The organism is Teichococcus aerofrigidensis (genome assembly GCF_054073225.1).
Genome location: NZ_JBSXMU010000032.1, coordinates 1 through 24,312 on the forward strand (window position 1 = coordinate 1; position 24,312 = coordinate 24,312).

The following is a 24,312-nucleotide window of genomic DNA, read 5'->3' on the forward strand; positions in this document are numbered from 1 at the left end:
CGCCACGCGCCGCTGAACCGCGACGCGGCGATGCTGGCGGCGCGGCTGCGGCAGGCGAATGACTGGCCCTGGGCGGACTCCGTGCTGGCGGCGCTGGGCCAGCCCGCCGCCCGCCCCTCGGCCGATGCCCTGAAGGTCTGGCGCCAGCTCGCCGAATGGGAGGATGCCGGCCCGCCGCCGCCGCCCGCCAGCCATCCGGTGGCGCCGGCCGAGGCGCGCGCCCGCCTGGCCGAGATCCTCGGCGAAGGTGCCGAGCAGCGCCCCTCCCAGGCGGACTTCGCCTCCGCCGCCAGCCTTGCCTTCACCCCGCGGGAGCTGGCCGGCGAGCCCCGCCTGGTGCTGGCCGAGGCGGGAACCGGCACCGGCAAGACGCTGGGCTATGTGGCGCCGGCCAGCCTCTGGGCCGAGCGGAACGGCGCTCCGGTCTGGATCGCCACCTATACCCGCAACCTGCAGCGCCAGCTCGACCAGGAGCTGGCCCGCCTCTATCCGGAACCCGAGGAGCGGCGCCGCAAGGTGGTGATCCGCAAGGGGCGCGAGAACTACCTCTGCCTGCTGAACTACGACGAGGCGGTGAGCGGCGCCATGCCGGGCCGCCTCACCGCCCTCGCCCTGGTGGCGCGCTGGGCCCTGGCCACGCGGGACGGCGACCTGCTGGGCGGCGACTTTCCCGGCTGGCTGGTCGAGCTGTTTCCGCCCGGCAGCATCTCGCTCCTGGCCGACCGCCGCGGCGAGTGCATCCATTCCGCCTGCCCGCACTGGAAGCGGTGTTATGTCGAGCACTCGATCCGCCGCGCCGCCGGGGCGCACCTGGTCGTGGCCAACCACGCCCTGGTGATGGTCCAGGCGGCGCTGGGCGGCGGCGAGGACGGGCCAGCGCTGCGCTATGTCTTCGACGAGGGGCACCATCTCTTCGATGCCGCCGACGGGGCCTTCTCCGCCGCCCTCTGCGGCGCCGAGATGGCCGAATTGCGCCGCTGGCTGCTGGGCCAGGAAGGCGGGCGGAGCCGGGCGCGCGGCCTGCGCCGCCGGCTGGAGGAGATGCTGGCCCAGCACCCCGCTTTGCTGCCGCCGCTCGACCTGGTGGAACATGCCGCGCGCGCCCTGCCCGGCGCCGGCTGGTGGGACCGCTGGGACGAGGCCGAGGACGGGGCCGCGCCCGGCGAGGCCTTCCTGCGCGCCGCCCGCGCCCAGGTCCTGGCGCGCAGCGCCGAGGCCGATCCGCTCTATGACGCCGAATGCGACCTCCATCCCCTGCACGCGGACCTCCCCGGCGCCGCCGCCGCGCTGGAGACGGCGCTCGAGGCGCTGCGCGACCCGCTGAAGTACCTGGCGAAGCTGCTCGCCGGGATCCTGGAGGACCCGGACCAGGAGCTGGAGACCGGCGACCGCATCCGCCTGGAGACCGCCATCCGCAGCGTCGAGCGGCGCGCCCTGATGCCGCTCACCGCCTGGACCGCCATGCTGCGCCAGCTGCGCGAGGCCCCCGCCGAGCCCGGCCAGCGGCCGACCTTCGTGGACTGGCTGGCGCTGTCCCGGCGCGAGGGGCGCGACATCGATGCCGGCCTGCACCGCCACTGGCTGGACCCCACCGTGCCCTTCGCCACCCAGGTGGCAGCTCCGGCCCATGGCGTGCTGATCGCCTCCGCCACGCTGCGCGACGCCGCCCGCCACGACCCCGAGGCCGCCTGGCGCGAGGCCGAGGCGCGCACCGGGGTGCAGCACCTGCCGAACCCGGCCATCCGCGCCGCCCTGCCCTCGCCCTTCGACTATGCCGCCAATACGCGGGCCTTCATCGTCGAGGATCTCAGCCGGGACAGCCCCGCCCAGGTGGCGGCGGCGATGCAGCAGCTCTTCCTGGCCGCCGGCGGGGGCGCGCTCGGCCTGTTCACCGCCATCCGCCGGCTGCGCGAGGTGCACGCCCGCCTCGCCCCCGCCCTGGCCGAGGCCGGCATCCCGCTCTACGCCCAGCATGTGGACGCCATGGACAGCGCGACCCTGGTCGACATCTTCCGCGCCGAGGAGGATTCCTGCCTGCTCGGCACCGACGCGCTGCGCGACGGGGTGGACGTGCCGGGCCGCGCGCTGCGCCTGCTGGTGTTCGACCGCGTGCCCTGGCCGCGCCCCTCCATCCTCCACCGGGAGCGGCGGATCCATCTCTCGGGCGGCCGGCCATCCGCCTATGACGATGCCATCGCCCGGCACCGGCTGCGGCAGGCCTTCGGCCGGCTGATCCGCCGCGCCGACGACCGGGGCGTCTTCGTGCTGCTCGATCCCCGCACCCCCTCACGCCTGCTCGCCGGCCTGCCGGACGGCGTGACCCCGCAGCGCCTGGGCCTCGCCGAGGCGGTCCGGCAGACCGCCGCCTTCCTCGGCGGCCCGCCCGCCGGGGCGATTGAAGCGGCGCCCGCCCTGCGTTAGGCCTTCGCCGAACAAGGAAGAGACCGATGCCGCACACCAAGATCCGCTTCAATGCGCAGGAGGCCCTGGTCTGCGCCATGGTGCTGATGTCCGCCTCCGACCAGCAGATGTCCGATGCCGAGCTGGGCATGATGGCGCGGCTGGTGCAGGAACTGCCGGTCTTCGACGGATTCCTCCCCGAGGAGATCGAGACGGTGACGGAGTCCTGCCTGACCCTGCTGCGGCAGAACGACGGCCTGGACCGCGCCTGCGCCCTGATCCGGGACACGCTGCCGCCCCGCCTGCGGGAGACCGCCTATCTGCTGGCCTGCGAGGTGGCGGCGGCGGATGGCGACGCCACCCAGGAGGAGTTGCGCTTCCTGCAGGACTTCCGCATCGGCCTGGATATCGACCGCCTGATCGCCGGCGCCATCGAGCGGGCGGCCAAGGCCCGCTACCAGATCGTCTGAGCCACTTTCCCTCCCGAGTCTCTCCCTCCGGCACGGAGCCGCCGCATGACCGAGGACGACCCCTTTCTGTGGCTGGAGGAGATCGAGGGGGAGCGCGCCCTCTCCTGGGTGGAGGCGCAGAACGCGGCCACCCTCGCCCGCCTCGCCGATGCCCGCTACGCCGCCGACCGCGACGCGGTGAAGGCGGCGCTGGACCGGCCGGACCGGCTGCCCTTCGTGACCCGCCGCGGCGCGCATCTCTACAACTTCTGGCAGGATGCGGCGCAGCCGCGCGGCCTGTGGCGCCGCACCACGCTCGACAGCTTCCGCCAGGAGCGGCCGGACTGGGAGGTGCTGCTCGACCTCGACGCCCTGGCCGCCGCCGAGGGCGAGGACTGGGTCTGGCGCGGCGCCGGCACCCTGCCGGGGACGCATGACCGCGCCCTGCTGCGCCTCTCGCGCGGCGGCGGCGACGCCGTGGTGCTGCGCGAATACGATCTCGCGACCCGCGCCTTCCCGGCAGGCGGCTTCGCCCTGCCGGAAGCCAAGGGTGGTGCCGACTGGCTGGACCGCGACACGCTGCTGGTCTCCCTGGCGCTCGACGCGGCCAGCTCCACCCGCTCCGGCTATCCGCGCAGCATCCGCCTGCTGCGCCGGGGCGAGACGCCGGGCGAGGCCCGCATCCTGTTCGAGACCGGCGTGGAGTCCATGGGCGCCTGGGGCGGGGTGGAGCGCGAGGACGGGCGGGAGATCCTGGTCTTCCAGGAGCAGCTCGGCTTCTTCGACCAGGCGATCCATCTCGGCGACCGCGAGGGCCGCTCCCGCCGCATCGACCTGCCGACCGACCTGCGCCTGTCCTGGCAGCGCGGCTGGCTCGCCGCCCAGCCGCGCAAGCCCTGGACGGTGGGTGGCGTCACCCACGCCCCGGACACCGTACTGGGCGCGCGGCTGGCGGAGGTGCTGGCGGGCGAGGCCCGCTTCCGCACGCTGTTCACGCCGGCGCCGCGCCGGGCCCTGCAGGGCTTCTTCTGGTGCGCCGGCCGGCTGGTGCTCTCCGTGCTCGACGAGTTGCGCCCCGTCTTCACCCTCCTCACGCCCGGCGAGGAGGGCTGGACCTCGGCGCCCGTCACCGGCCTGCCGGATATCGGCGTGGTCGGCCTCCGCCCGCTCGACGAGCGTGAGGACGAATCCGACGGCACGCTGCTGGTCATGGCGCAGGACCCGCTCACGCCGCCCGAGATGCTGCTGACGGACATCCGCCTGACGGCGCCGGCGGTGCTGCGGCGATCCTCGCCCGCCTTCGACGCCAGCGGCCTGGCCGTTTCGCGCCACGAGGCCGTCTCGACCGATGGCGAGCGCATTCCCTATGTGCAGATCGGTCCCCGCCACCAGGAAGGCGGGGGGAGCGGCGATGCGCCGGTCCACATGACCGGCTATGGCGGCTTCCAGATCCCGCTGCTGCCCGCCTACAGCAGCACCTCCGGCCTGCTCTGGCTGGCCAAGGGCGGCACGGCGGTCATCGCCAATATCCGGGGCGGCGGCGAGTTCGGCACCGCCTGGCACGAGGCGGGGCGGCGCCAGGGCAAGATCCTCTCGCACGACGACTTCGCCGCCGTCGCCGCCGACCTGGTGCGGCGCGGCGTGACGCGGCCCGGGCGGATCGCGGCGGAGGGCGGCTCGAATGGCGGCCTGCTGATCGCCAATATGCTGACCCGCTACCCGGAACGCTTCGGCGCGCTGTTCTGCACCATCCCGCTGATCGACATGCGCCGCTACACGCGGTTGCTGGCGGGGGCGAGCTGGAAGGACGAGTATGGCGACCCCGACAGGCCCGAGGACTGGGCCTTCATGCGCCACTTCTCGGCCTATCAGGCCGCCGTGGCGGGGCGGCCCTATCCGCCGATCCTGATCGCCACCAGCCGGCGGGACGATCGCGTCCATCCCGGCCATGCGCGGAAGATGGCGGCCAGGCTCCAGTCTCTGGGCTACGAGGCGCTGTTCTACGAGCCGGCGGCCGGCGGACATGGCTATGGCAAGGACAATGGCGAGGTCGCCGCCTTCTCCGCCCTGGGCAATGCCTTCCTGCGGCGCGCCATCGGCTGGGAAACCGCCTGACGGACGAAAAAACCCGCCTCCTAGAAGGGAGAGCGGGCATGCAAGCCGGACGCGGCCTAGTTGGCCGCCTCCGCCGGGGCCTCAGAGCGGCTTCAGGTTGATCGCGGCAGCCTTGCCGCGCTCCATGGCCACGTCGTAGCTGACCTTCTGATTCTCGTTCAGGCCCTGTAGGCCCGCCTTCTGGACGGCGGTGATGTGCACGAAGACATCCTTGCCGCCATCCTGCGGGACGATGAATCCAAAGCCCTTGGTCGCGTTGAACCACTTCACGGTGCCGGTCGCCATGGCGACGCACTCCTCTCAAATGCGGCGGCAGGGCATGAGCGCCCTTGCCTGTGGCCCATCCGGTTTCACGGCTTGAAGGCGACCGGGTCTCCGGAGGCACGGCAAGGCGATCGGCAGCGGTTGGCGAGAAGAAGTGGGGCAGATCGGCACCGCCCTGTCAACGCAAACCGGCGCCGTTTCGTAACGAACGCGTTAGCCCCCGCGCATGCGAAAAGGGGCGGCCCTGCGGCCGCCCCTCCTGCTGTTCCAGCCCGGGGGCCGGACCTCGATCCCGGAGGATCAGAAGTCCATGTCGCCGCCCATGCCGCCCATGCCGCCCGGAGCGCCGGCCGGAGCCTTCTTCTCCGGACGCTCGGCGATCATCGCCTCGGTGGTGATCAGCAGGGCGGCGATGGAGGCCGCGTCCTGCAGGGCGGTGCGGACGACCTTGGTCGGGTCGATGATGCCGGCGTCGACGAGGTTCTTGTACTCGTCGAGCTGGGCGTCATAGCCGTACTCGTAGGTGCCGTCGCGCAGGACCTCACCGGCGATCACGGCGCCGTCCTTGCCGGCATTCTCGGCGATCTGCTTCAGCGGCACCTGGATGGCGCGGCGAACGATCTCGATGCCGACATGCTGGTCGTTGTTGTCGCCCTTCAGGTCGGCGAGCTTGCCGGCGGCGCGCAGCAGGGCCACGCCACCACCCGGCACGATGCCTTCCTCGACCGCGGCGCGGGTCGCGTGCAGCGCGTCGTCGACGCGGTCCTTGCGCTCCTTCACCTCGACCTCGGTGGAGCCACCGACACGGATGACGGCGACGCCACCGGCCAGCTTCGCCAGGCGCTCCTGCAGCTTCTCGCGGTCGTAGTCCGAGGTGGTCTCCTCGATCTGCGCCTTGATCTGCTCCACGCGGCCCAGGATGTCGTCCTTGGCGCCGGCGCCATCGACGATCGTGGTGTTCTCCTTCTCGATGCGGATGGTCTTGGCCTGACCCAGCATGTCGAGCGTGACGGTCTCGAGCTTGATGCCGAGATCCTCGGAGATCACCTGGCCACCGGTCAGGATCGCGATGTCCTCGAGCATCGCCTTGCGGCGGTCACCGAAGCCCGGGGCCTTCACGGCGGCGATCTTCAGGCCACCGCGCAGCTTGTTGACGACCAGGGTGGCCAGGGCCTCGCCCTCGACATCCTCGGCCACGATCACCAGCGGACGGCCGGACTGCACGACGCTCTCCAGCAGCGGCAGCATCGGCTGCAGCTGGGACAGCTTCTTCTCGTGGATCAGGATGTAGGGGTTCTCGAGCTCGGCGATCATCTTCTCCGCATTCGTGATGAAGTACGGGGAGACATAGCCGCGGTCGAACTGCATGCCCTCGACGACGTCGAGCTCGGTCTGGATGCCCTTGGCCTCCTCGACCGTGATCACGCCCTCGTTGCCGACCTTCTCCATCGCCTGGGCGATCATCTCGCCGATCTCGGACTCGCCGTTGGCGGACAGCGTGCCGACCTGGGCGACCTCACCGGAGGTGGTGATCTTCTTGGTCTTGGCCTTCAGCTCCTCGACGACGACGGCCACCGCCTTGTCGACGCCACGCTTCAGGTCCATCGGGTTCATGCCGGCGGCCACGGCCTTGGCGCCCTCGCGGACGATGGCCTGGGCCAGCACGGTCGCGGTGGTGGTGCCGTCACCGGCCAGGTCGTTCTGCTTCGAGGCCACTTCGCGCACCATCTGCGCGCCCATGTTCTCGAACTTGTCGGCCAGCTCGATTTCCTTGGCGACCGTCACACCGTCCTTGGTGATGCGCGGCGCGCCGAAGGACTTGTCGATGACGACGTTGCGGCCCTTCGGGCCCAGCGTCACCTTGACGGCATCGGCCAGGATATCGACGCCGCGCAGCATCCGCTCGCGGGCACCGGCGCCGAACTTGACGTCCTTAGCAGCCATGATTCTCTACCTCTGTTCTGATCGGTTCGTGGGAAACGGGGGTCCGCAGGCTCAGGCCGCGATCACGCCCATCAGGTCGGATTCCTTCATGATCAGGAGCTCCTCGCCGGAGATCTTGACCTCGGTGCCGGACCACTTGCCGAACAGGACACGGTCGCCGACCTTCACGTCGAGGGCGACGAGGTCACCCTTCTCGTTGCGCGCGCCGGAGCCGACGGCGACGATCTCGCCTTCCTGCGGCTTCTCCTTGGCGGTGTCGGGGATGATGATGCCCCCCGCGGTCTTCTCCTCGGCGGTCAGCCGGCGGACGACGACGCGGTCATGCAAAGGACGGAAATTCATTGGCCCTCTCCTGACGCCCTATTGTGGCGCATTCAGCGACGGTTGCCTCTCCGGCCGGCGAGCCTGTTAGCACTCACTCCCGGAGAGTGCTGACGATCTAGGGCGCTCCTCGGAGGTCGTCAAGCGTTCGGCAGCACTCTTTGTCGAAGAGTGCCAAGGCACTGAAACCAGACGGTTTTTCTTGTCATCCGCTGGTCACGCCATGGCATGCTCTCCTGGCCCGAAAGGGGAACAGAACGGCCCGAAGGCCGGGCCGGCTACCAGAACGGAGACGATCGCCCATGCTGCTGCGGGATATCGAAGGCTTCGTCCGAATCCCGGATTGGCGCCTGACCACCGCCGAGATCCTCTACCACCTGCCCGATCATCCGGGCCTGCTGCAGAGCTTCGTCTGGCAGAAGGTGGATCATGCGCCCCGCTTCCCGGAGCTCCACCGCTTCCTGGCCTTCTGGCAGCGGGAGATCCATGGTCCGCTGCACTCCGTGCGGGTAGCGTCGAGCGCCCTGACCCGGCCCGCCGAATTTCGGTACGCCGAGGGCCAGTTCAACCTGCACTGAGAAGAAAACCGGCCGATTCCCCGCTCACGTCAGGAGCAGGAGCAGCGCCGAGAGCGTCACGGTGGAGAGCAGCGTCGCGATCAACACCGTGGCGCCGGAGCGCTCGGCACCGCTCATGTAGCGCCGCGCTAGGAAGAAGGCATTGGCGCCGGTCGGCATGGCGGCGGTGAGCACCGCCACGGCCAGCGCCTCCCCCCCCAGCCCGAGCGCCAGCCCGGCACCCCAGACCAGCCCCGGCATGAAGGCCAGCTTGAGGCCGCAGCCCATCAGCGCCTCGGGCCAGTCGCGCCGGGCATTGAAGGAGAGCAGGCTGGCGCCCAGGGTGAACAGCGCCACGGGCGGCCCCGCCTGCCCCACCAGGTCGAGGAAGCGGCGCGCGGTGGCCGGCACCGGAATGCCGGCCAGCGTGACCAGCAGGCCGAGCAGCACCGCCAGCACGATCGGGTTGCGCAGCACGGCGAGCAGCGTCGGCTTCAGGATCCGCGTCATCGAGGCCTGGCTGCTGTGCGCGAGCTCGGCCACCACCGTGGCCAGCGGCAACAGGATCAGCGAATGCAGGGCCAGGATGCCCAGCAGCAGCGCCAGCCCGCTCTGGCCGAAGACCGCCAGGATGACCGGGATGCCGATCATGTTGGTATTGCCGAAGCTGCAGTTGAGGGCGAAGGAGCCGGCCTCGGAGAGCCGCAGCCGCAGCAGCCGCCACCCCAGCAGCAGGGCCAGGCCATAGGTCGTCAGACAGCCGGCGAAGAACGCCACCGCCACCACCCCGCCGCCGGAATGGGGCGAGGTGGCGCCGGCGAAGAGCAGGGCCGGCATGGCCAGCTTGAAGGCGAATTCGTTGAGGCCGCGCAGCCCTTCCTCGCTCACCCAGCGCCGCCGGGCGAAGAGATAGCCGAGGCCGATCAGGGCGAAGATCGGCCCCAGGACATGCAGCAGCATGACGGGCCCGCCCATCGTCAGGGCTTCAGCAGTTCGTCGATGAAGGCGGGCAGCCAAGGCTGGCGGCCGCGGGCGCAGCGCGCCGCATGCAGGATCGACCGCGCCTCCGCCACCGTCTCGTGGAAGTCGTTGTTCACGAGCACATGGTCGAAATCCGCCCAGTGGCTGATCTCGTCCCGCGCCGCCTGCATGCGGCGGGCGATCTCCTCCGGCGAATCCTGACCCCGCCCGTGCAGCCGGCGTTCCAGCTCCGCCAGGCTCGGCGGCAGCAGGAACAGGCTAACCACATCCGCCGGCAAAGCCGCGCGCAGCAGGCGGTGGCCCTGCCAGTCGATGTCGAAGAGCACGTCCCGCCCGGCCGCCAGCGCCTCTTCCACCGGGGCGCGCGGCGTGCCGTAGCGGCGGCCGAAGACCCGGGCCGATTCCAGCAGCGCGCCGGATGCCTCCATGGCCTCGAACTCCGCCATGCTGCGGAAGAAGTAATGGACCCCCTCCTGCTCGCCCGGGCGCGGCGCCCGCGTGGTGGCGCTGACGGAGAGGCGGAGATCCTTCTCCCGCTCCAGCAGCGCCCGGCTGACCGAGGATTTGCCGGCCCCCGAGGGCGCGGCGAGGACGAGGCAGAGGCCCCGGCGGGAGATCCGGTTCATTCGACGTTCGCCGCCTGCTCGCGCAGCCGCTCCAGCGCGGCCTTCAGGTCCAGGGCGATGCGGGTCAGCCCCAGGCTGGCCGACTTGGCCCCCAGCGTGTTCGATTCGCGGCCGAACTCCTGGGTCAGGAACTCCAGCCTGCGGCCCACCGGCCCGGGTTCCGCGAGCAGGGCGCGGGCTGCGGCCAGATGCGCGCCGAGCCGGTCCAGCTCCTCCCGCACGTCGGATTTCTGCGCCAGCAACGCCACTTCCGCCGCCAGCCGTTCCTCCGGCACCCGGCGCTCGCCTTCCAGCATCTCGGCCAGCGCCGCCCGCAGCCGGGCCCGGTGCGCTGCGGGCTGGGCGGCGGCCTCGCCCAGCGCCACCTCGCGCAGGGCGGCGATCTCGTCGAGCAGGGTGGCGAGGATGGCGGCGAGCTTCTCCCCCTCCCCCCGGCGGGCGGCCGCCAGATCGTCGAGCGCCAGGGCGAAGGCCCGGGAGAGCACGGCTCGCCGGGCCTCCTCCTCGCCCGCGGCGGGATCGGCCGCTTCGGCCCGCAGCACGCCCGGCAGGGCCAGCACCGCCTCGGCGCGCGGCGGCGGGCAGCCGGGGATGCGCGCGGCCACCGCCAGGACGAGCAGGATGGCCTGCTCCAGCGCCACCGGATCCGGCGTCAGGCGGGGCCGCTGCTCCTCCCTCTTCAGGGACAGCGTGGCGGAGATGTTGCCCCGCTTGAAGCGCACCCCCACGGCCTCGCGCAGCGGTGCCTCCAGAGGATCCAGCCCGGGCGGCAGGCGCAGGCGCAGATCCAGCCCGCGCCCGTTGACGCTGCGCAGTTCCCACACGAAACCCGTACCGTCCGGCAGGGCTCCCGACTGCCGGGCGAAGCCGGTCATCGACGAAATGGCCATGACCGGCCTTCTCTTCCCCTCCGGCACAGGATGCAAGACATGGCGCGCCGAGACTGGACGACGATCGCCATCACCGGCGCCTCCTCCGGCCTTGGCCTGGCTCTGGCCCTGGGCTGTGCCCGGCCCGGCGTGACGCTGCATCTGACGGGACGGGACGAGGCCCGCCTCGCCGGCGCGGCCAACCGCTGCCGCGCCGCCGGAGCCCAGGTGCGCGAGACCACGCTCGATGTGCGCGATGCCGGGTCGGCGGCCCGTTGGGTGGAGGGGATGGATCGGCTGGACCTGCTGGTCGCCAATGCCGGCGTCTCCGGCGGCACCGGCGGGGTGGCGGAACCGTCCGGGCAGACCCGGGCGATCTTCGCGACGAACGTCACCGGTGTGCTGAACACCGCCCTGCCCGCCCTGGACAGGATGGCGGCGCAGCCGCCGGGCGCCGACGGCATCCGCGGCCGGGTGGCGGTCATCGCCTCGGTCGCCGCTTTCGTCGCCACGCCGGGCGCCGCCGCCTACTGCGCCAGCAAGGCCGCCGTGCAGCGCTGGGCCGAGGCGCATGACGCGACCGAGCGTTACCGGGGGCTGCGCATCCACGCCGTCTGCCCGGGCTATATCCGCACCCCGATGACGGCGGTGAACGACTTCCCGATGCCCTTCCTGCTGACACCGGAGGCGGCGGCGCGGCGCGTCCTGCGGGGCATCGAGGCCGGCCGGGCGCGAATCGCCTTCCCCTGGCCGACCTATGCCATGGCCCGCCTGGCCGGCGCCCTGCCCATGGCGCTGCGCGCCGCCATCGCCGCCCGCCTGCCCGCCAAGCCGGTGGGACGAGGCTGAACAGCCGGCCTAGGGCGTGGCCCTGCGTCGCTCGATGGCGCGCCACCGGGCGACGTTGCGGTTGTGCTCCTCGAGGGTCCGGGCGAAGGCATGGCCGCCGGTGCCGTCGGCCACGAAGTAGAGGTCGTCGGTGCTGTCGGGCCGCAGCACCGCGCGCAGCGACTCGATTCCGGGGCTGGCGATCGGCCCGGGCGGCAGCCCGCGGTTGCGGTAGGTGTTGAACGGATGCTCGCGGTCCAGGTCGGCCCGGGTCAGCGCCCGGTCCAGCACGGCGCCGTCGGCCGCGGCATAGGCCACCGTCGGGTCCGATTGCAGGGGCATGTTGCGGCGGAGGCGATTGATGAAGACCGCCGCCACCCGCCCCCGCTCCTCCGGCATCCCGGTCTCCCGCTCGACGATGGAGGCCAGCACCAGCGCCTCTCGCGGGCTGGCCAGGGGAAGATCCGGGGCCCGCTCCTTCCACAACCGGTCCAGCGCCTCGCGCATGGCGGCGGCGGCACGCCGCACCACGCCGGCGCGGTTGTCGCCCCAGCTATAGGCATAGGTCTCCGGCAGCAGCTCGCCCTCGTCGATGGTCGGCAGGTCGCCATACAGGCCCTCCGCCTGCTGCAGGATCGCCGCCATCTGCCGGGCGGTCAGACCTTCCGGCAGAGTCAGACGGCGCTGCACGGGGCGCGCGGTGCGGAGCACGGCCAGCACGTCGCGCAGCGAACCCTGGGCGGGAAAGAGGAACTCGCCGGCCCGCAGCGGCCCCTCCTCCCGCGTCAGCCAGACGGCCGCGGCGAAGAGGCGCGGATCACGGATCACTCCTCGCTCGGCCAGGGTCGCGCCGATGGTCTGGACACCGCCGCCGCGTTCGACCACCACCGGCGTCGCCTGCGCCAGCGGGCCCGGCGCCGACCAGCTGCGCCAGCCCCACCAGGCCGTTCCGGCGCCGGCCACGACCAGGAGAAGAAATAGGGTCAGCAGGAACATCCAGAACTTGCGCAAGATCGGCCCTCCTCGTCGGCAAGCGGGGAAGGAGGCTGAGCCAGGGCCGCGAGCCCTTCACCCACCTGATGCTCAGATGGGGCTGGCCGGGCGGAGGGGAAGAACCTGCCGCCCGGCCGGAAGTGCCTCAGCCCGCCTTGCGGAACAGGATGCTGGCATTGGTGCCGCCGAAGCCGAAGCTGTTCGACAGCGCCACGTCGATCGGCCGCTCCTGCGGCTGCAGCGCCACCCGGTCGATCACGCTCTCCCGCGAGGGCTTGCGCAGGTTGAGGGTGGGCGGCGCCACCCCGTCCCGGATGGCGAGGATGGAGAAGACCCCTTCCACGGCGCCGGCGGCGCCGAGCAGATGCCCGATCGCCGACTTGGTGGAGGACATGGCGAGGCCACGCGCGGCCTCGCCGAAAAGCCGCTCGACCGCTTCCAGCTCCAGGTCGTCGCCCAACGGCGTCGAGGTGCCGTGGGCATTGACGTACTGGATCTGCTCCGGGGTGACGCCGGCGTCGCGCAACGCCGCCTTCATGGCCCGGAAGGCGCCTTCATGGCCCTCGGCCGGGGCGGTGATGTGATAGGCATCGCCCGACATGCCGTAGCCCAGGACCTCGGCGTAGATCTTGGCGCCGCGCTTCCTGGCGTGCTCGTACTCCTCGAGCACCAGGATACCGGCGCCCTCGCCCATGACGAAGCCGTCGCGACCTTCGTCCCAGGGGCGCGAGGCCTCCTGCGGCGTGTCGTTGTAGCCGGTCGAGAGGGCACGGGCGGCGCAGAAGCCGGCCATGCCGATATCGCTGATCGCCGCCTCGGTGCCGCCGGCGACCATGACATCGGCATCGCCCAATGCGATCAGCCGTGCCGCGTCGCCCAGCGCGTGCACGCCGGTGGCGCAGGCCGTGACCACGGCGTGGTTCGGTCCCTTGAAGCCGTATTTGATCGAGACATGGCCGGAGGCCAGGTTGATCAGCGCCGAGGGAATGAAGAAGGGCGACAGGCGGCGGGCCTTGCCGGCCCCGACCAGCAGGGCGTTCTCGGCGATGGCGGGCAGGCCGCCGATGCCGGAGCCGATCATCACGCCGGTGGCGTTCCGATCCGCCTCACCCTCGGGCATCCATCCCGAATCCTCGACCGCCTCCGTCGCCGCCACGAGGGCGAGCTGGATGAAGCGGTCCATCTTCTTCTGGTCCTTGACCGGGACCCACTCGTTGAAGTCGAGCTTTCCCTCGGTCTTGGCGCCAGCCGGAACCTCGCCGGCGATACGCGCCGGCAGGTCCTTGGCATCGAAGAGGCTGATCGGGCCGATGCCGCTCTCGCTGGCGAGCATCCGCCGCCACACATGATCGACGCCGACGCCGAGCGGGCATGCAATGCCCATCCCGGTGACGACGACGCGTCGCGGCGTCGTCAGAGAACCGAACACGCGTTATCTCCCCCAGACGTCTACTTGCGCGGCGCGGATGGAAGGCCCTCAGGCGGCCTTCTGCGCCTCGATATAGTCGATCGCGTCCTTGACGGTCGTGATCTTCTCGGCCGCGTCGTCGGGAATCTCGACGCCAAAGGCCTCCTCGAAGGCCATCACCAGCTCGACGGTGTCGAGGCTGTCGGCCCCCAGGTCGTCGATGAACGACGCCTCGGACGTGACCTTGGCTTCCTCGACGCCGAGGTGCTCGACAACGATCTTCTTCACCTTCTCGGCGGTATCGCTCATCGCCCGAGTCTCTCCTGCTTGCAGACGCTGCCGGCATTCCGGACGGGGACCGCCCCCGTCGTCGACCTGCGCGGCATTAACATGGAAGCAAGCCGGGGAACAGATTTCCCGGCCGTTCCGTTTCAGGTCATCGCCATCCCGCCGTTCACGTGCAGGGTGGCGCCGGTGACCCAGCCGGCGGCATCGGATGCCAGATAGGCAACCGCGGCCGCGATATCAGTGGCCTCGCCCATGCGGCCCAGCGGAATCCGCTCCATCAGCCGGGCCTTCTGCTGCTCGTTGAGCGCATCGGTCATCGGGGTGCGCACGAAGCCGGGCGCCACGACATTCACCGTGATGCCACGGCTGGCCACTTCCTGGGCCAGCGACTTGCTCATGCCGATCAGCCCGGCCTTGGCGGCCGCATAGTTCGCCTGGCCGGGATTGCCGGTGACGCCGACGATCGAGGCGATCGAGACGATCCGGCCCGAGCGACGCTTCATCATGCCGCGCAGCGAGGCGCGCGCCAGCCGGAACGGCGCCGCCAGATCGACCTCCAGCACGTCCGACCAGTCCTGGTCGGACATCCGCATGGCCAGGCCGTCCCGGGTGAAGCCGGCATTGTTGACCAGGATGTCGAGCCGCCCGAGCTCCGCCTCGACCTTCTCGATCAGCGCCTGCGGCGCGGCGGGGTCGGACAGATTGGCCGGCGCCACCAGCGCGCCCTCGCCCAGCTCGTCGGCCAGCTCGCGCAGCACCGCCTCACGCGTGCCCGAGAGCGCCACCTTCGCGCCCTGCGCATGGAGCGCGCGGGCGATTGCGGCGCCGATGCCGCCCGTGGCGCCGGTCACCAGCGCCACCTTTCCATCCAGTCCGAACATGCCGCTCATCGCCTCACAACGTCTTGAGGAAGGCTTCGATCTCGGCGGGCGTGCCCACCGACAGGGCCGCGGCCTCCGGCGCCAGGCGACGCATCAGGCCGGTCAGCACCTTGCCGGCGCCGATCTCGACGAATCGGTCGCAGCCCAGCTCGACCATGGTGCCCACGCATTCCCGCCAGCGCACCGTGCCGGTCACCTGCCGGACAAGCAATTCGCGGATCTCGGCCGGGTCCGTCGCCTTCGCGGCGGTGACATTGGCCACCACCGGCACCAGCGGTGGGCGCAGCTCGGCCAGGGCCAGCGCCTCGGCCATGGCGTCGGCGGCGGGCGCCATCAGGGCGGAATGGAAGGGCGCCGAGACGGGCAGCAGCATGGCACGCTTGATGCCCTCGGCCTTGGCGAGGGCGACGGCCCGCTCCACGGCGCCGCGATGGCCGGAGATCACCACCTGGCCGCCGCCATTGTCGTTGGCCGCCTCGACCACCTCGGTGCCCTCCGGCCCCTCGGCGGCGCGTTCGCAGATCGCCTGGGCCTGGGCCATCTCGGCGCCGAGCAGCGCCGCCATGGCGCCGAGGCCGGCCGGCACCGCCTTCTGCATGGCCTCGCCGCGCAGCCGCAGCAGGCGGGCGGCGGTCGGCACGTCGAGGCTCTGCGCCGCGGCGAGCGCGCTGTATTCGCCGAGCGAATGTCCGGCGACCAGGGCCACCTGCGACTTCAGGTCGAAGCCGCCCTCCTGCTCCAGCACGCGCATGACCGCCAGGCTGACGGCCATCAGCGCCGGCTGCGCGTTGGCGGTTAGGGTCAGCTCCTCGGCCGGCCCCTCGAACATCAGGCGGGAGAGGTTCTGCCGCAGCGTCTCGTCCACCGCCTCGAAGACCTCGCGGGCGGGGGCGAAGGCCTGGGCCAGCTCGCGGCCCATGCCGGGCGCCTGGCTGCCCTGGCCGGGAAAGACGAAGGCGATCGGCATGGCGGTGTCGGCTTTCCTCTGCGCTGACAGCCGGCCGGCAGGCCGGATCCGGCGACAATCCCTGTGTGGAGCCGGGCGGGGTAATGGCGCTGCCCCCCGGTGTCAACAATCGAGCGTCATCGGGATGTCATCCCGAGCCCCCCTGGGAGGGCCCTGCCCGCCCGCGCTCCCGCGATGACGGCGAAGCCCCGCGGCCACGGCATGGCCGGCGCGCCCTGTGGATAAGGCGGTTTACGCGGCGGGGCAATTATGGTTTACGCAGCGCCACCCTGCCGGGCGCGGAGGCATCGCGCCCGGCTATGCCCGTTTGCGCTCTCCGGCATGGGCCGGAGCAGGCTTGGGCTGAGACAGCCACAGGGAGATCCCATGCCGTTGTATGAGACCGTGCTGATCGCACGAAACGACCTGACGCAGCAGCAGGTCGAGGCCATCACCGACCAGGTCGCGGGCGTCGTCACCGAGGCGGGTGGCGAGGTCAAGAAGCGCGAGTACTGGGGCCTTCGGGGCCTGGCCTACCGCATCAAGAAGAACCGCAAGGGGCACTACATGCTCCTCGGCCTCGACTGCCCGGCGGCCGCCGAGCAGGAAGTGGCCCGCCAGCTCGGCCTGAATGAGGACGTGCTGCGCCACATGACGCTGCGCGTCGAGACGATCGACGAGGCGCCCTCCGCCATCCTGGCCAAGCGCGGCGACGACCGCGAGCGCGACCGCGGCTTCCGTGGCCCGCGCCCGCCGGCGGGGCGCTTCTCCTCCGGCCGCACGCGTGAGCGCAACGACGACCGTGAGGAGTATCGCGCCCGCTCGCGCGATGATTCCGAGAACACCGGCGGCGAGGAGTAATCCATCATGTCCGACACCAGCGAACCGAACATCGCCGCCCGTCGCCCCGCCGTGGGCGCCCGCCGGCCCTTCTATCGCCGCCGCAAGTCCTGCCCCTTCTCCGGCCCGAACGCGCCGAAGATCGACTACAAGGACGTGCGCCTGCTCTCCCGCTTCCTGAGCGAGCGGGGCAAGATCGTCCCGTCCCGGATCACCGCCGTGTCGGGGAAGAAGCAGCGCGAGCTGGCCAATGCCATCAAGCGCGCGCGCTTCCTGGCGCTGCTGCCCTACGTCATCAACGACTGACGGCAGCGGACGGGATTCAGGATCTCTGAGGCAGGCACAGCCGTGGCAGCGGGACACCCCCGAGGGAATTTTCCCACCGGTCTGATCGACGATCCCCGCCTGCTGGCGGGGGCGGCGGCGGGGCTCGTCTCGGCGCTGGCCACGCTCTGGGCGCTGCGCGGCCTTCCGGGAGGGCTCGGCCTGTTCTGGCTCTCTCCCCTGCCGCTCTTCCTGGCCGGGCTCGGCTTCGGCGGCATCGCCACGACCCTCGCCATTCCGGTGGGCGGCGCGGCGCTGCTGCTGGCCGGGCCGGGCTGGGTCGCCCTTCTGCTCTGGCTGGTGCTCTATGCCCTGCCGGCCTGGATGCTGGTGGCCCTCGGCCTGCGGCCCGGGCCGCGCCTCGTGCTGACGGCACCGCTGGCGCTGCTGGGCCTCTGGCCGGCCTTCGTGACCCTGGCCGCGAGCCTCGCGGCGGGGGAGCATGGCGGGCTGGAGGCGGTGCTGCACGAGGCCGTCCGCGACGGCCTGGAGCGCATGGGCGGCGGGGTGTCGGAGCCGATGGTCGAGCAGATCGTCCGCCTCATGCCCGGGGCGCTGGCGCTTTGGGTCGGGCTGGCGCTGCTGGCCAACGCGGCCGGCGCGCAGGGCTTCCTGCAGCGCCGCGGCCTGGCCCTGGCGCCGGCGCCGCGCTGGCGGTCGGGCCGGTTGCCCGGCTGGTATCCGGCCCTGCCGGCCCTGGCCGGACTGGCCTGGCTGGTGGCCGACGAGGCCGGCGCCATGCTGCCGCTGTCGCTCTGCCTGGTGCTCTCGGTGCCGCTGCTGCTGCAGGGGCTGGCCGCGATGCACACGCGGCTGGCCTCCTTCAGCGGCCGGCTGCCGGTGCTGATCCTGCTCTATGTCCTGATTCTCGTCTTCAGCCTGCCGGGCGCCGTGATCCTCGTGGCGCTCGGCCTCCTCGAACAGTACGGGCGCCGCAACCCGCCCGCCAACATGTGAGATCGGGGTTACACCGATGATCGAAGTCATCCTGATGCAGCGGGTCGACAAGCTCGGCCAGATGGGCGAGCTGGTGAAGGTCCGCCCTGGCTATGCCCGCAACTTCCTGCTCCCGCAGGGCAAGGCGATCCGCGCCAACAAGGACAATCTGGCCCGGTTCGAGCGCGAGCGCGTTCAGCTGGAAGCCCAGAACCTGAAGCGCCGCGAGGAAGCCGAGCGCATCGCCGAGCGGATGGACGGCCTCACGGTCGTCATTATCCGCCAGGCGGGCGAGGCCGGCGGCCTCTATGGCTCCGTGTCCGGCCGCGACATCGCCGAGGCCTGCCGGGAAGCCGGCCTGACCATCTTCCGCAACCAGGTGTTGCTGGAGCAGCCGATCAAGACCGTGGGCCTGACCCAGGTTCGCGTCGCGCTGCATCCGGAGGTGGATCTGTTCGTGACGGTGAACGTCGCCCGTTCCCCGGAAGAGGCCGAGAAGCAGGCGCGCGGCGAGGATCTTCGCGCCGAGCAGCAGGCCGAGGAGGAGAGCCTGGAGGCCGAGCTGGCCGCCGAGCTGTCCGAGCTGGGCGCCGCCAGCGAAGACTAAGACCGGCTCCGGCCTCCACCGAGGCCACGGACGCGTCGAGAGGGGGGAGTGCCGGACAGGCGCTCCCCCTTTTGTCGTCGCGGAGGTCCGCCGGCGGCATCCTCCGGTGGGCCGGCATGATTTGGGGGGCCATCGGCCTCGCCCCCGCGTGACTGGACAGCCCTCGCGACCTTTCCCCAACATGCGGGATCGTGGTGAGCAGCGAGGGCCCAGACATGCCGTTTGATCGTGTGCTGTCCCGTATGATCCGTCACGGGCGGCTGACCGTTCGCTACCCGGACGGCGTGGAACGCCGCTACGGTGGCCAGGACGGGCCTTCCGCCGCCTTCGAGATCCGCAGCCGGCGCGCCGAGTGGCGGCTGGTGACCAATCCGGGCCTGGCCTTCGGCGAAGGCTACATGAACGGCGAGATCCGCCCGGTCGGCAGCACGCTCTACGAGGTGATGGACCTGCTGGTCCTCAACCTGATGGAAGCCGGGCACCCGGGGGAGCGGGTGATGGAGAAGCTGCGCTGGCTGCGCCGCCGCTTCGACCAGCTGAACCCGGCGGGGCGCGCGCGCCGCAACGTCGCCCATCACTACGACCTGAACGGACGCCTCTACGCCCTCTTCCTGGACCGCGACCGGCAGTACTCCTGCGCCTATTTCCCGACCGGCGAGGAGTCCCTGGAGGAGGCGCAGCTGCTGAAGAAGCGGCACATCGCCGCCAAGCTGAAGCTCGACCATCCCGACCTCCATGTCCTCGACATCGGCTGCGGATGGGGGGGCATGGCCCTGCACCTGGCGCGGGAGCATGGCGTCCGCGTCACCGGCATCACCCTCTCCACCGAGCAGCTGGAGGTGGCCCGCGGCCGCGCCGCCGAGGCCGGCCTGGCCGATCGCGTGCGCTTCGAGCTGATGGACTACCGCGACTGGCGCGAGCCGGTGGACCGGATCGTCTCGGTCGGCATGTTCGAGCATGTCGGCGTGGATCATTACCGCCGCTTCTTCCGCAGCCTGCGCGCGGCCCTGAAGCCGGACGGGGTGGCGCTGATCCACGCCATCGGCCGCAGCGACGGGCCGGGCAGCACCAACCCCTGGATCGCCAAGTACATCTTTCCGGGCGGCTACTCCCCGGCCCTCTCCGAGGTGCTGCCGCATGTCGAGAAGTCCGGCCTCTGGACGACCGATATCGAGATCCTGCGGCTGCACTACGCGCAGACCCTGGCGCATTGGCGCCGCCGCTTCGCCGCCAACCGGGACGCCATCCAGAGCCTCTATGACGAACGCTTCTGCCGCATGTTCGAATTCTACCTGATCGGCTCCGAGCTGGCCTTCCGGCGCATGGGGCATATGAACTGGCAGTTGCAGCTCACCCGCTCGCCCGAGACGCTGCCGCTGACGCGGGACTACATGCAGGCGGCCGAGCGGGCGGCGGCGGAGAGCGCGCAGGCGCAGGGACGGACCGGCGGCGAGATGGCCTGCCGCCCGCGGCCCTGAGGGGCGGCCGCCGGGCGGTGTGCCGGGCCGGCGGCACAATTCCCAATCCGGAACATCCCCGTTATCCACAGCCCCCGGTTTCCACCCCGGCGGCCTCTCGGGCTAAGTAGGGGGGATGAACAGCGTTCCCCCTCCCGGAGACGGGCTGATCGGCCTGTCGCAGCGGCAGCCCCCGGCGAATGCGCAGGCCGAGCAGGCGCTGCTGGGAGCGCTGCTGGCCAACAACAAGGCCTATGAGCGGGTTTCCGAGTTCCTGGCGCCCGAGCATTTCGCCCATGCCGTGCATGGCCGCATCTACGCCGCCATCCAACGCCGGATCGAGGCGGGCCAGCTCGCCGACGCGGTGACGCTGCGCGCCGAGTTCGAGCATTCCGGCGTGCTGCAGGAGGTGGGCGGGAGCGCCTATCTGGCCGAGCTGCTGACCGCCATGGTCGGCATCATCAATGCCGGCGAATATGGCCGCGTCATCCATGACGCCTGGCTGCGGCGGCAGCTCATCGACCTGGGCGAGACGGTGGTGAACCGCGCCTTCGGCGCCGAGGCCGAGCTGGGCGCCAAGGAGCAGCTGGAAGCGGCCGAGCAGGCGCTCTTCGACCTCGCCAAGGATGGCGGCTCGGAGGGCGGCTTCGTCACCTTCGGCCGGGCGCTGACCGAGGCCGTCACCATGGCGGAGAAGGCCTTCACCAGCGGCGGCGGCGTCTCCGGCCTGCCCTCGGGCCTGCGCGACCTCGACGCCAAGACGGGCGGGCTGCACCCCTCTGACCTCGTCATCCTCGCCGGCCGCCCGGGCATGGGCAAGACGGCGCTGGCCACCAAGATCGCCTTCGGCGCCGCCAAGTCCCTCCTGCGCGCCGCCGAGGACGAGCACGGGCCCGGCGCCGTGCCCAAGGGCGGCTGCGCCATCTTCTCGCTGGAAATGAGCGCCGACCAGCTCGCCACCCGCCTGCTCTCGGAGGAGGCGCGGGTCTCGGGCGACCGCATCCGCCGCGGCGAGATCCAGCAGCGCGACTTCGACCGCTTCGTCGAGGTCAGCCGTGAGCTGGCCCGCCTGCCGCTCTTCATCGACGACACGCCGGCCATCACCATCTCGGCGCTGCGCACCCGCTGCCGGCGCATCAAGCGCACGCGCGGCCTGGACCTGATCGTGGTCGACTACCTGCAGCTCATGCGCCCGGCCGCCGGCTCCCGCCCCGAGAACCGGGTGCAGGAGATCAGCCAGATCACGCAGGGGCTGAAGGCCATCGCCAAGGAGCTGGCGGTGCCCGTGATCGCCCTCTCGCAGCTGTCCCGCCAGGTGGAGAACCGCGAGGACAAGCGGCCGCAGCTCGCCGACCTGCGCGAATCGGGCTCGATCGAGCAGGATGCCGACATGGTGATGTTCGTCTACCGCGACGACTACTATCTGAAGATGCAGGAACCCAAGGCGGCCGGCTTCGACAATGGGGAGAAGTACGAGAATGCCCTGGCGGCCTGGAAGGAGCGGATGGAGAAGGCCTACAACCGCGCCGACCTGATCGTGGCCAAGCAGCGGCACGGTCCGACCGGCACCATCCCCCTCTTCTTCGAGGCCGAGTTCACCCGCTTCGGCGACCTCGACATCCACCATGGCGGCGCGCATGACGGCTACTGACCCCGGCGAGCGCGCCGGGCTTCTGGAGGTCGATCTCGGCGCCATCGTCGGCAACTGGCAGTCGCTCTGTGAGCGGCATGTGGATGGCGCCGTGGCCGCGGTGGTCAAGGCCGATGCCTATGGCCTCGGCGCCGGGCCGGTGGCCAGGGCCCTGGCGGCCGCCAGCTGCTGGTACTTCTTCGTCGCCCATCTCTCGGAGGGCATCGCCCTGCGGCGCGTGCTGAGCCATGGGCCGATGATCGCGGTGCTGGGTGGCTTCGCGCCGGGCGCCGACCAGGGGGCCGCGCTGACCCCGGTGCTGAACACGCCGCAGGATGTCGCGGCCCACCGGGCTGCCGGCACGACCGGCGCCATCCTGCACCTCGATACCGGGATGGAGCGGCTCGGGCTGGACGCCGCCGGGCTGGCGGGGGCGGGGGATCTCTCGGGGCTGGGGCTGCGCTACGTCATGACCCACCTCGCCTGCGCCGACGAGCCGGACCATCCGCTGAACGCCGAGCAGGCGCGCCGCTTCGCCGCCGGCTGCGCGGCGCTTCCCGGCGTTCCGCGCAGCTTCGCCAATTCCGCCGGCCTGTTCCTGGGCGAGGACTTCGCCTCCGACCTGGCGCGCCCCGGCTGCGCGCTCTACGGCATCAACCCCACTCCGGGCCGCCCCAACCCGATGCGGCAGGCGGTGCGGCTCACCGCGCCCGTCCTGCAGGTGCGCGAGGTACCGGAAGGCGCGACCGTGGGCTACAGCGCCTCCTGGCGGGCGCCACGCCCGAGTCGGATCGCCACCGTCGCCGTGGGCTATGCCGATGGCTATCCCCGCAGCCTTTCAGGTCAGGCCATCGGCAGCCTGGACGGACACCCCGTCCCGCTGGTAGGCCGCGTCTCCATGGACCTCGCCACCTTCGACGTCACCGGCCTGGATGTCGCGCCCGGCGACCGCATCGAGCTGATCGGCGCGGCGCAGACGCCGGACGATGTCGCCGCGCGTGCCGGGACCATCGGCTACGAGATCCTTACCGCCATCGGCGCCCGCTACCAGCGGCGCTACATCCCGGCATGAACTGGCGCCCCCGAACTTGACCCTCGTCCTGGATTTCCTCGCCGCGATCGGACGCGGCGTCCTGGAGGCCCTCCGTACGGTGGGCGGCATCGTGCTCTTCGCGATGAACGGCGTGTCGCATATCGTGCGGCCGCCCTTCTATCCCCATCTGATCGGCCGCGCCTTCGTCGAGATCGCCTATTTCTCCCTGCCGGTGGTCTCGCTGACGGCGGTCTTCACCGGCATGGTGCTGGCGCTGCAGTCCTATTCGGGCTTCTCGCGCTTCGGCGCCGAGAGCGCCATCGCCAATGTGGTGGTGATCTCCATCACCCGGGAACTGGGGCCGGTGCTGGCCGGGCTGATGGTGGCGGGCCGCATCGGCGCCGCCTTCGCCGCCGAGATCGGCACCATGCGCGTCACCGACCAGATCGACGCGCTGACCACGCTCTCGACCAACCCGATGAAGTACCTGGTGGCGCCCCGCCTGCTGGCGGGCACGCTGGCCATGCCGCTGCTGGTGGTGATCGCCGATATCCTCGGTGTCATGGGCGGCTGGCTCATCGGCACCACCCAGCTCGGCTTCACCTCGACCTCCTATCTGACCTCGACGCTGAACTTCCTGGAGCCGATGGATGTCATCTCCGGCCTGGTGAAGGCGGCGGTCTTCGGCTTCATCATCACGCTGATGGGCTGCTACAGCGGCTATCGCAGCAAGGGCGGCGCGCAGGGCGTCGGCGCAGCCACCACCTCGGCCGTGGTCTCCTCCTCCATCCTCATCCTGGCGCTGGACTATGTCCTGACCGCCCTGTTCTTCGGCGCATGAGCAGCACCCCGAAAATCCGCCTGCGCGGCCTGACCAAGAGCTTCGGCGCCAAGAAGGTGCTGGACGGCGTCGATCTCGATGTCGGGGCCGGGCAGAGCATGGTGATCCTGGGCGGCTCGGGCTCCGGCAAGTCCGTCACCATCAAGTGCATCCTCGGCCTGATCACGCCGGATTCCGGCTCGATCGAGATCGACGGGCACGATGTCCTGACCATGCCCCGGCGCGAGCGCGAGGCGCTGAACGACCGCATCGGCATGCTGTTCCAGAACGCGGCGCTGTTCGACAGCCTGCCGGTCTGGGAGAATGTCTGCTTCAAGCTGCTGGCGCAGAAGCGCGTCACCCGGGCCGAGGCCCGCGGCAAGGCGGCGGAGATCCTGGCCCAGGTCGGGCTGGACGGCAGCGTCGGCGATCTCTCGCCCGCCGAGCTCTCGGGGGGCATGCAGAAGCGCGTCGGCCTGGCGCGCGCCATCGCGGCGCGGCCGGACATCATCTTCTTCGACGAGCCGACCACCGGCCTCGACCCGATCATGGGCGCCGTGATCGACGGGCTGATCGTGGACACCGTGAAGAAGCTGGGCGCGACCGCCGTCTCCATCACCCACGACATGGCCAGCGCACGGCGCATCGGCGACACGGCGGCGATGATCCACAAGGGCCGCATCGTCTGGACCGGCCCCGCCGCGACGCTGGGCCAGACCGGCAATGCCATGGTGGACCAGTTCGCGCGCGGCGAGCGCGAGGGGCCGATCGGGATGGAATTGCGGAAGTAAGCAG

25 protein-coding genes are annotated in these 24,312 nt (G+C 71.3%); 14 read left to right on the forward strand and 11 right to left on the reverse strand.

Features of this window, described 5'->3' with window-relative positions:
* The 3 genes from ACVMLK_RS09300 to ACVMLK_RS09310 all read left to right on the forward strand — a co-directional run.
* A partial coding sequence (locus ACVMLK_RS09300; protein ID WP_457486239.1) for an ATP-dependent DNA helicase occupies positions 1-2,421 on the forward strand: 2,421 nt, incomplete at its 5' end.
* A 26-nt stretch (positions 2,422-2,447) separates the two neighbouring features.
* On the forward strand, positions 2,448-2,870 hold the full coding sequence (locus tag ACVMLK_RS09305; protein ID WP_457486240.1) for a tellurite resistance TerB family protein: 423 nt from the start codon (positions 2,448-2,450) through the stop codon (positions 2,868-2,870).
* A 45-nt stretch (positions 2,871-2,915) separates the two neighbouring features.
* Entirely contained in the window at positions 2,916-4,964 is a 2,049-nt protein-coding gene (locus ACVMLK_RS09310) for a prolyl oligopeptidase family serine peptidase (RefSeq protein WP_457486241.1), read from the forward strand.
* A gap of 81 nt (positions 4,965-5,045) precedes the next feature.
* Here the strand turns inward: ACVMLK_RS09310 and ACVMLK_RS09315 are convergent, their stop codons facing one another.
* The 3 genes from ACVMLK_RS09315 to groES all read right to left on the reverse strand — a co-directional run bounded on the left by ACVMLK_RS09315 (position 5,046) and on the right by groES (position 7,514).
* Complete coding sequence (locus ACVMLK_RS09315; RefSeq protein ID WP_198365928.1) at positions 5,046-5,249, reverse strand: cold-shock protein; 204 nt, start codon at positions 5,247-5,249, stop codon at positions 5,046-5,048.
* A gap of 279 nt (positions 5,250-5,528) precedes the next feature.
* The gene (gene groL, locus ACVMLK_RS09320; RefSeq protein WP_422921760.1) at positions 5,529-7,172 is read right to left on the reverse strand and encodes a chaperonin GroEL; all 1,644 of its coding nucleotides are present in this window, start codon (positions 7,170-7,172) and stop codon (positions 5,529-5,531) included.
* Positions 7,173-7,223: 51 nt separating this feature from the next.
* The gene (groES, locus tag ACVMLK_RS09325; RefSeq protein ID WP_198365926.1) at positions 7,224-7,514 is read right to left on the reverse strand and encodes a co-chaperone GroES; all 291 of its coding nucleotides are present in this window, start codon (positions 7,512-7,514) and stop codon (positions 7,224-7,226) included.
* 281 nt (positions 7,515-7,795) lie between these two features.
* Between groES and ACVMLK_RS09330 the strand changes: the two genes are divergently transcribed.
* Positions 7,796-8,071 carry an usg protein gene (locus ACVMLK_RS09330; protein ID WP_198365925.1) on the forward strand — a complete coding sequence of 92 codons (276 nt, stop codon included), beginning with the start codon at positions 7,796-7,798 and terminating at the stop codon, positions 8,069-8,071.
* 24 nt (positions 8,072-8,095) lie between these two features.
* Here ACVMLK_RS09330 and ACVMLK_RS09335 read toward each other — a convergent pair whose 3' ends face one another.
* The 3 genes from ACVMLK_RS09335 to ACVMLK_RS09345 are packed head-to-tail and all read right to left on the reverse strand — an operon-like array spanning position 8,096 to position 10,547.
* Entirely contained in the window at positions 8,096-9,025 is a 930-nt protein-coding gene (locus ACVMLK_RS09335) for an AEC family transporter (protein WP_457486242.1), read from the reverse strand.
* Positions 9,026-9,027: 2 nt separating this feature from the next.
* A complete protein-coding gene (gmk, locus tag ACVMLK_RS09340; RefSeq protein WP_198365924.1) occupies positions 9,028-9,657 on the reverse strand; it encodes a guanylate kinase in 630 nt (209 codons plus the stop codon).
* Positions 9,654-10,547 (reverse strand): YicC/YloC family endoribonuclease, encoded by an 894-nt coding sequence (locus ACVMLK_RS09345; RefSeq protein WP_457486243.1) that lies wholly within the window; start codon positions 10,545-10,547, stop codon positions 9,654-9,656. The genes gmk and ACVMLK_RS09345 overlap by 4 nt, the downstream gene beginning before the upstream one ends.
* 39 nt (positions 10,548-10,586) lie before the next feature.
* Between ACVMLK_RS09345 and ACVMLK_RS09350 the strand changes: the two genes are divergently transcribed.
* Positions 10,587-11,375, forward strand: coding sequence for an SDR family NAD(P)-dependent oxidoreductase (locus tag ACVMLK_RS09350; RefSeq protein ID WP_457486244.1), 789 nt, complete (start codon positions 10,587-10,589; stop codon positions 11,373-11,375).
* 9 nt (positions 11,376-11,384) lie between these two features.
* Here the strand turns inward: ACVMLK_RS09350 and mltG are convergent, their stop codons facing one another.
* The 5 genes from mltG to fabD form a co-directional block, all read right to left on the reverse strand.
* Entirely contained in the window at positions 11,385-12,365 is a 981-nt protein-coding gene (mltG, locus tag ACVMLK_RS09355; RefSeq protein ID WP_198365921.1) for an endolytic transglycosylase MltG, read from the reverse strand.
* A 127-nt stretch (positions 12,366-12,492) separates the two neighbouring features.
* Entirely contained in the window at positions 12,493-13,776 is a 1,284-nt protein-coding gene (gene fabF / locus ACVMLK_RS09360; protein ID WP_198365920.1) for a beta-ketoacyl-ACP synthase II, read from the reverse strand.
* 48 nt (positions 13,777-13,824) lie between these two features.
* Positions 13,825-14,064: an acyl carrier protein gene (locus ACVMLK_RS09365; RefSeq protein WP_120009070.1), complete on the reverse strand. Its 240-nt coding sequence runs from the start codon at positions 14,062-14,064 to the stop codon at positions 13,825-13,827.
* A gap of 122 nt (positions 14,065-14,186) precedes the next feature.
* Entirely contained in the window at positions 14,187-14,924 is a 738-nt protein-coding gene (fabG, locus tag ACVMLK_RS09370) for a 3-oxoacyl-[acyl-carrier-protein] reductase (RefSeq protein ID WP_198365919.1), read from the reverse strand.
* Positions 14,925-14,937: 13 nt separating this feature from the next.
* Positions 14,938-15,891, reverse strand: a complete 954-nt coding sequence (gene fabD, locus ACVMLK_RS09375) for an ACP S-malonyltransferase (protein ID WP_198365918.1) — start codon at positions 15,889-15,891, stop codon at positions 14,938-14,940.
* Between the two features lie 366 nt (positions 15,892-16,257).
* Here fabD and rpsF point away from each other — a divergent pair, with 366 nt between their 5' ends.
* The 9 genes from rpsF (at position 16,258) to ACVMLK_RS09420 (ending at position 24,308) form a co-directional block, all read left to right on the forward strand.
* Positions 16,258-16,731 carry a 30S ribosomal protein S6 gene (gene rpsF, locus ACVMLK_RS09380; protein ID WP_198365917.1) on the forward strand — a complete coding sequence of 158 codons (474 nt, stop codon included), beginning with the start codon at positions 16,258-16,260 and terminating at the stop codon, positions 16,729-16,731.
* Between the two features lie 6 nt (positions 16,732-16,737).
* Complete coding sequence (gene rpsR, locus ACVMLK_RS09385; protein WP_198365916.1) at positions 16,738-17,016, forward strand: 30S ribosomal protein S18; 279 nt, start codon at positions 16,738-16,740, stop codon at positions 17,014-17,016.
* A gap of 42 nt (positions 17,017-17,058) precedes the next feature.
* A complete protein-coding gene (locus ACVMLK_RS09390; protein WP_457486245.1) occupies positions 17,059-17,991 on the forward strand; it encodes a DUF2232 domain-containing protein in 933 nt (310 codons plus the stop codon).
* Positions 17,992-18,007: 16 nt separating this feature from the next.
* The gene (gene rplI, locus ACVMLK_RS09395; protein ID WP_457486246.1) at positions 18,008-18,577 is read left to right on the forward strand and encodes a 50S ribosomal protein L9; all 570 of its coding nucleotides are present in this window, start codon (positions 18,008-18,010) and stop codon (positions 18,575-18,577) included.
* A gap of 215 nt (positions 18,578-18,792) precedes the next feature.
* On the forward strand, positions 18,793-20,055 hold the full coding sequence (locus ACVMLK_RS09400) for an SAM-dependent methyltransferase (protein WP_198365913.1): 1,263 nt from the start codon (positions 18,793-18,795) through the stop codon (positions 20,053-20,055).
* A gap of 115 nt (positions 20,056-20,170) precedes the next feature.
* Positions 20,171-21,685, forward strand: a complete 1,515-nt coding sequence (locus ACVMLK_RS09405) for a replicative DNA helicase (protein ID WP_198365912.1) — start codon at positions 20,171-20,173, stop codon at positions 21,683-21,685.
* The gene (gene alr, locus ACVMLK_RS09410) at positions 21,672-22,736 is read left to right on the forward strand and encodes an alanine racemase (RefSeq protein ID WP_457486247.1); all 1,065 of its coding nucleotides are present in this window, start codon (positions 21,672-21,674) and stop codon (positions 22,734-22,736) included. The genes ACVMLK_RS09405 and alr overlap by 14 nt, the downstream gene beginning before the upstream one ends.
* Before the next feature lie 16 nt (positions 22,737-22,752).
* Positions 22,753-23,538, forward strand: a complete 786-nt coding sequence (locus ACVMLK_RS09415) for an MlaE family ABC transporter permease (RefSeq protein WP_198365910.1) — start codon at positions 22,753-22,755, stop codon at positions 23,536-23,538.
* A complete protein-coding gene (locus ACVMLK_RS09420) occupies positions 23,535-24,308 on the forward strand; it encodes an ABC transporter ATP-binding protein (protein WP_198365909.1) in 774 nt (257 codons plus the stop codon). Before ACVMLK_RS09415 ends, ACVMLK_RS09420 begins: the two co-directional genes overlap by 4 nt.
* Positions 24,309-24,312 lie beyond the last annotated feature (4 nt).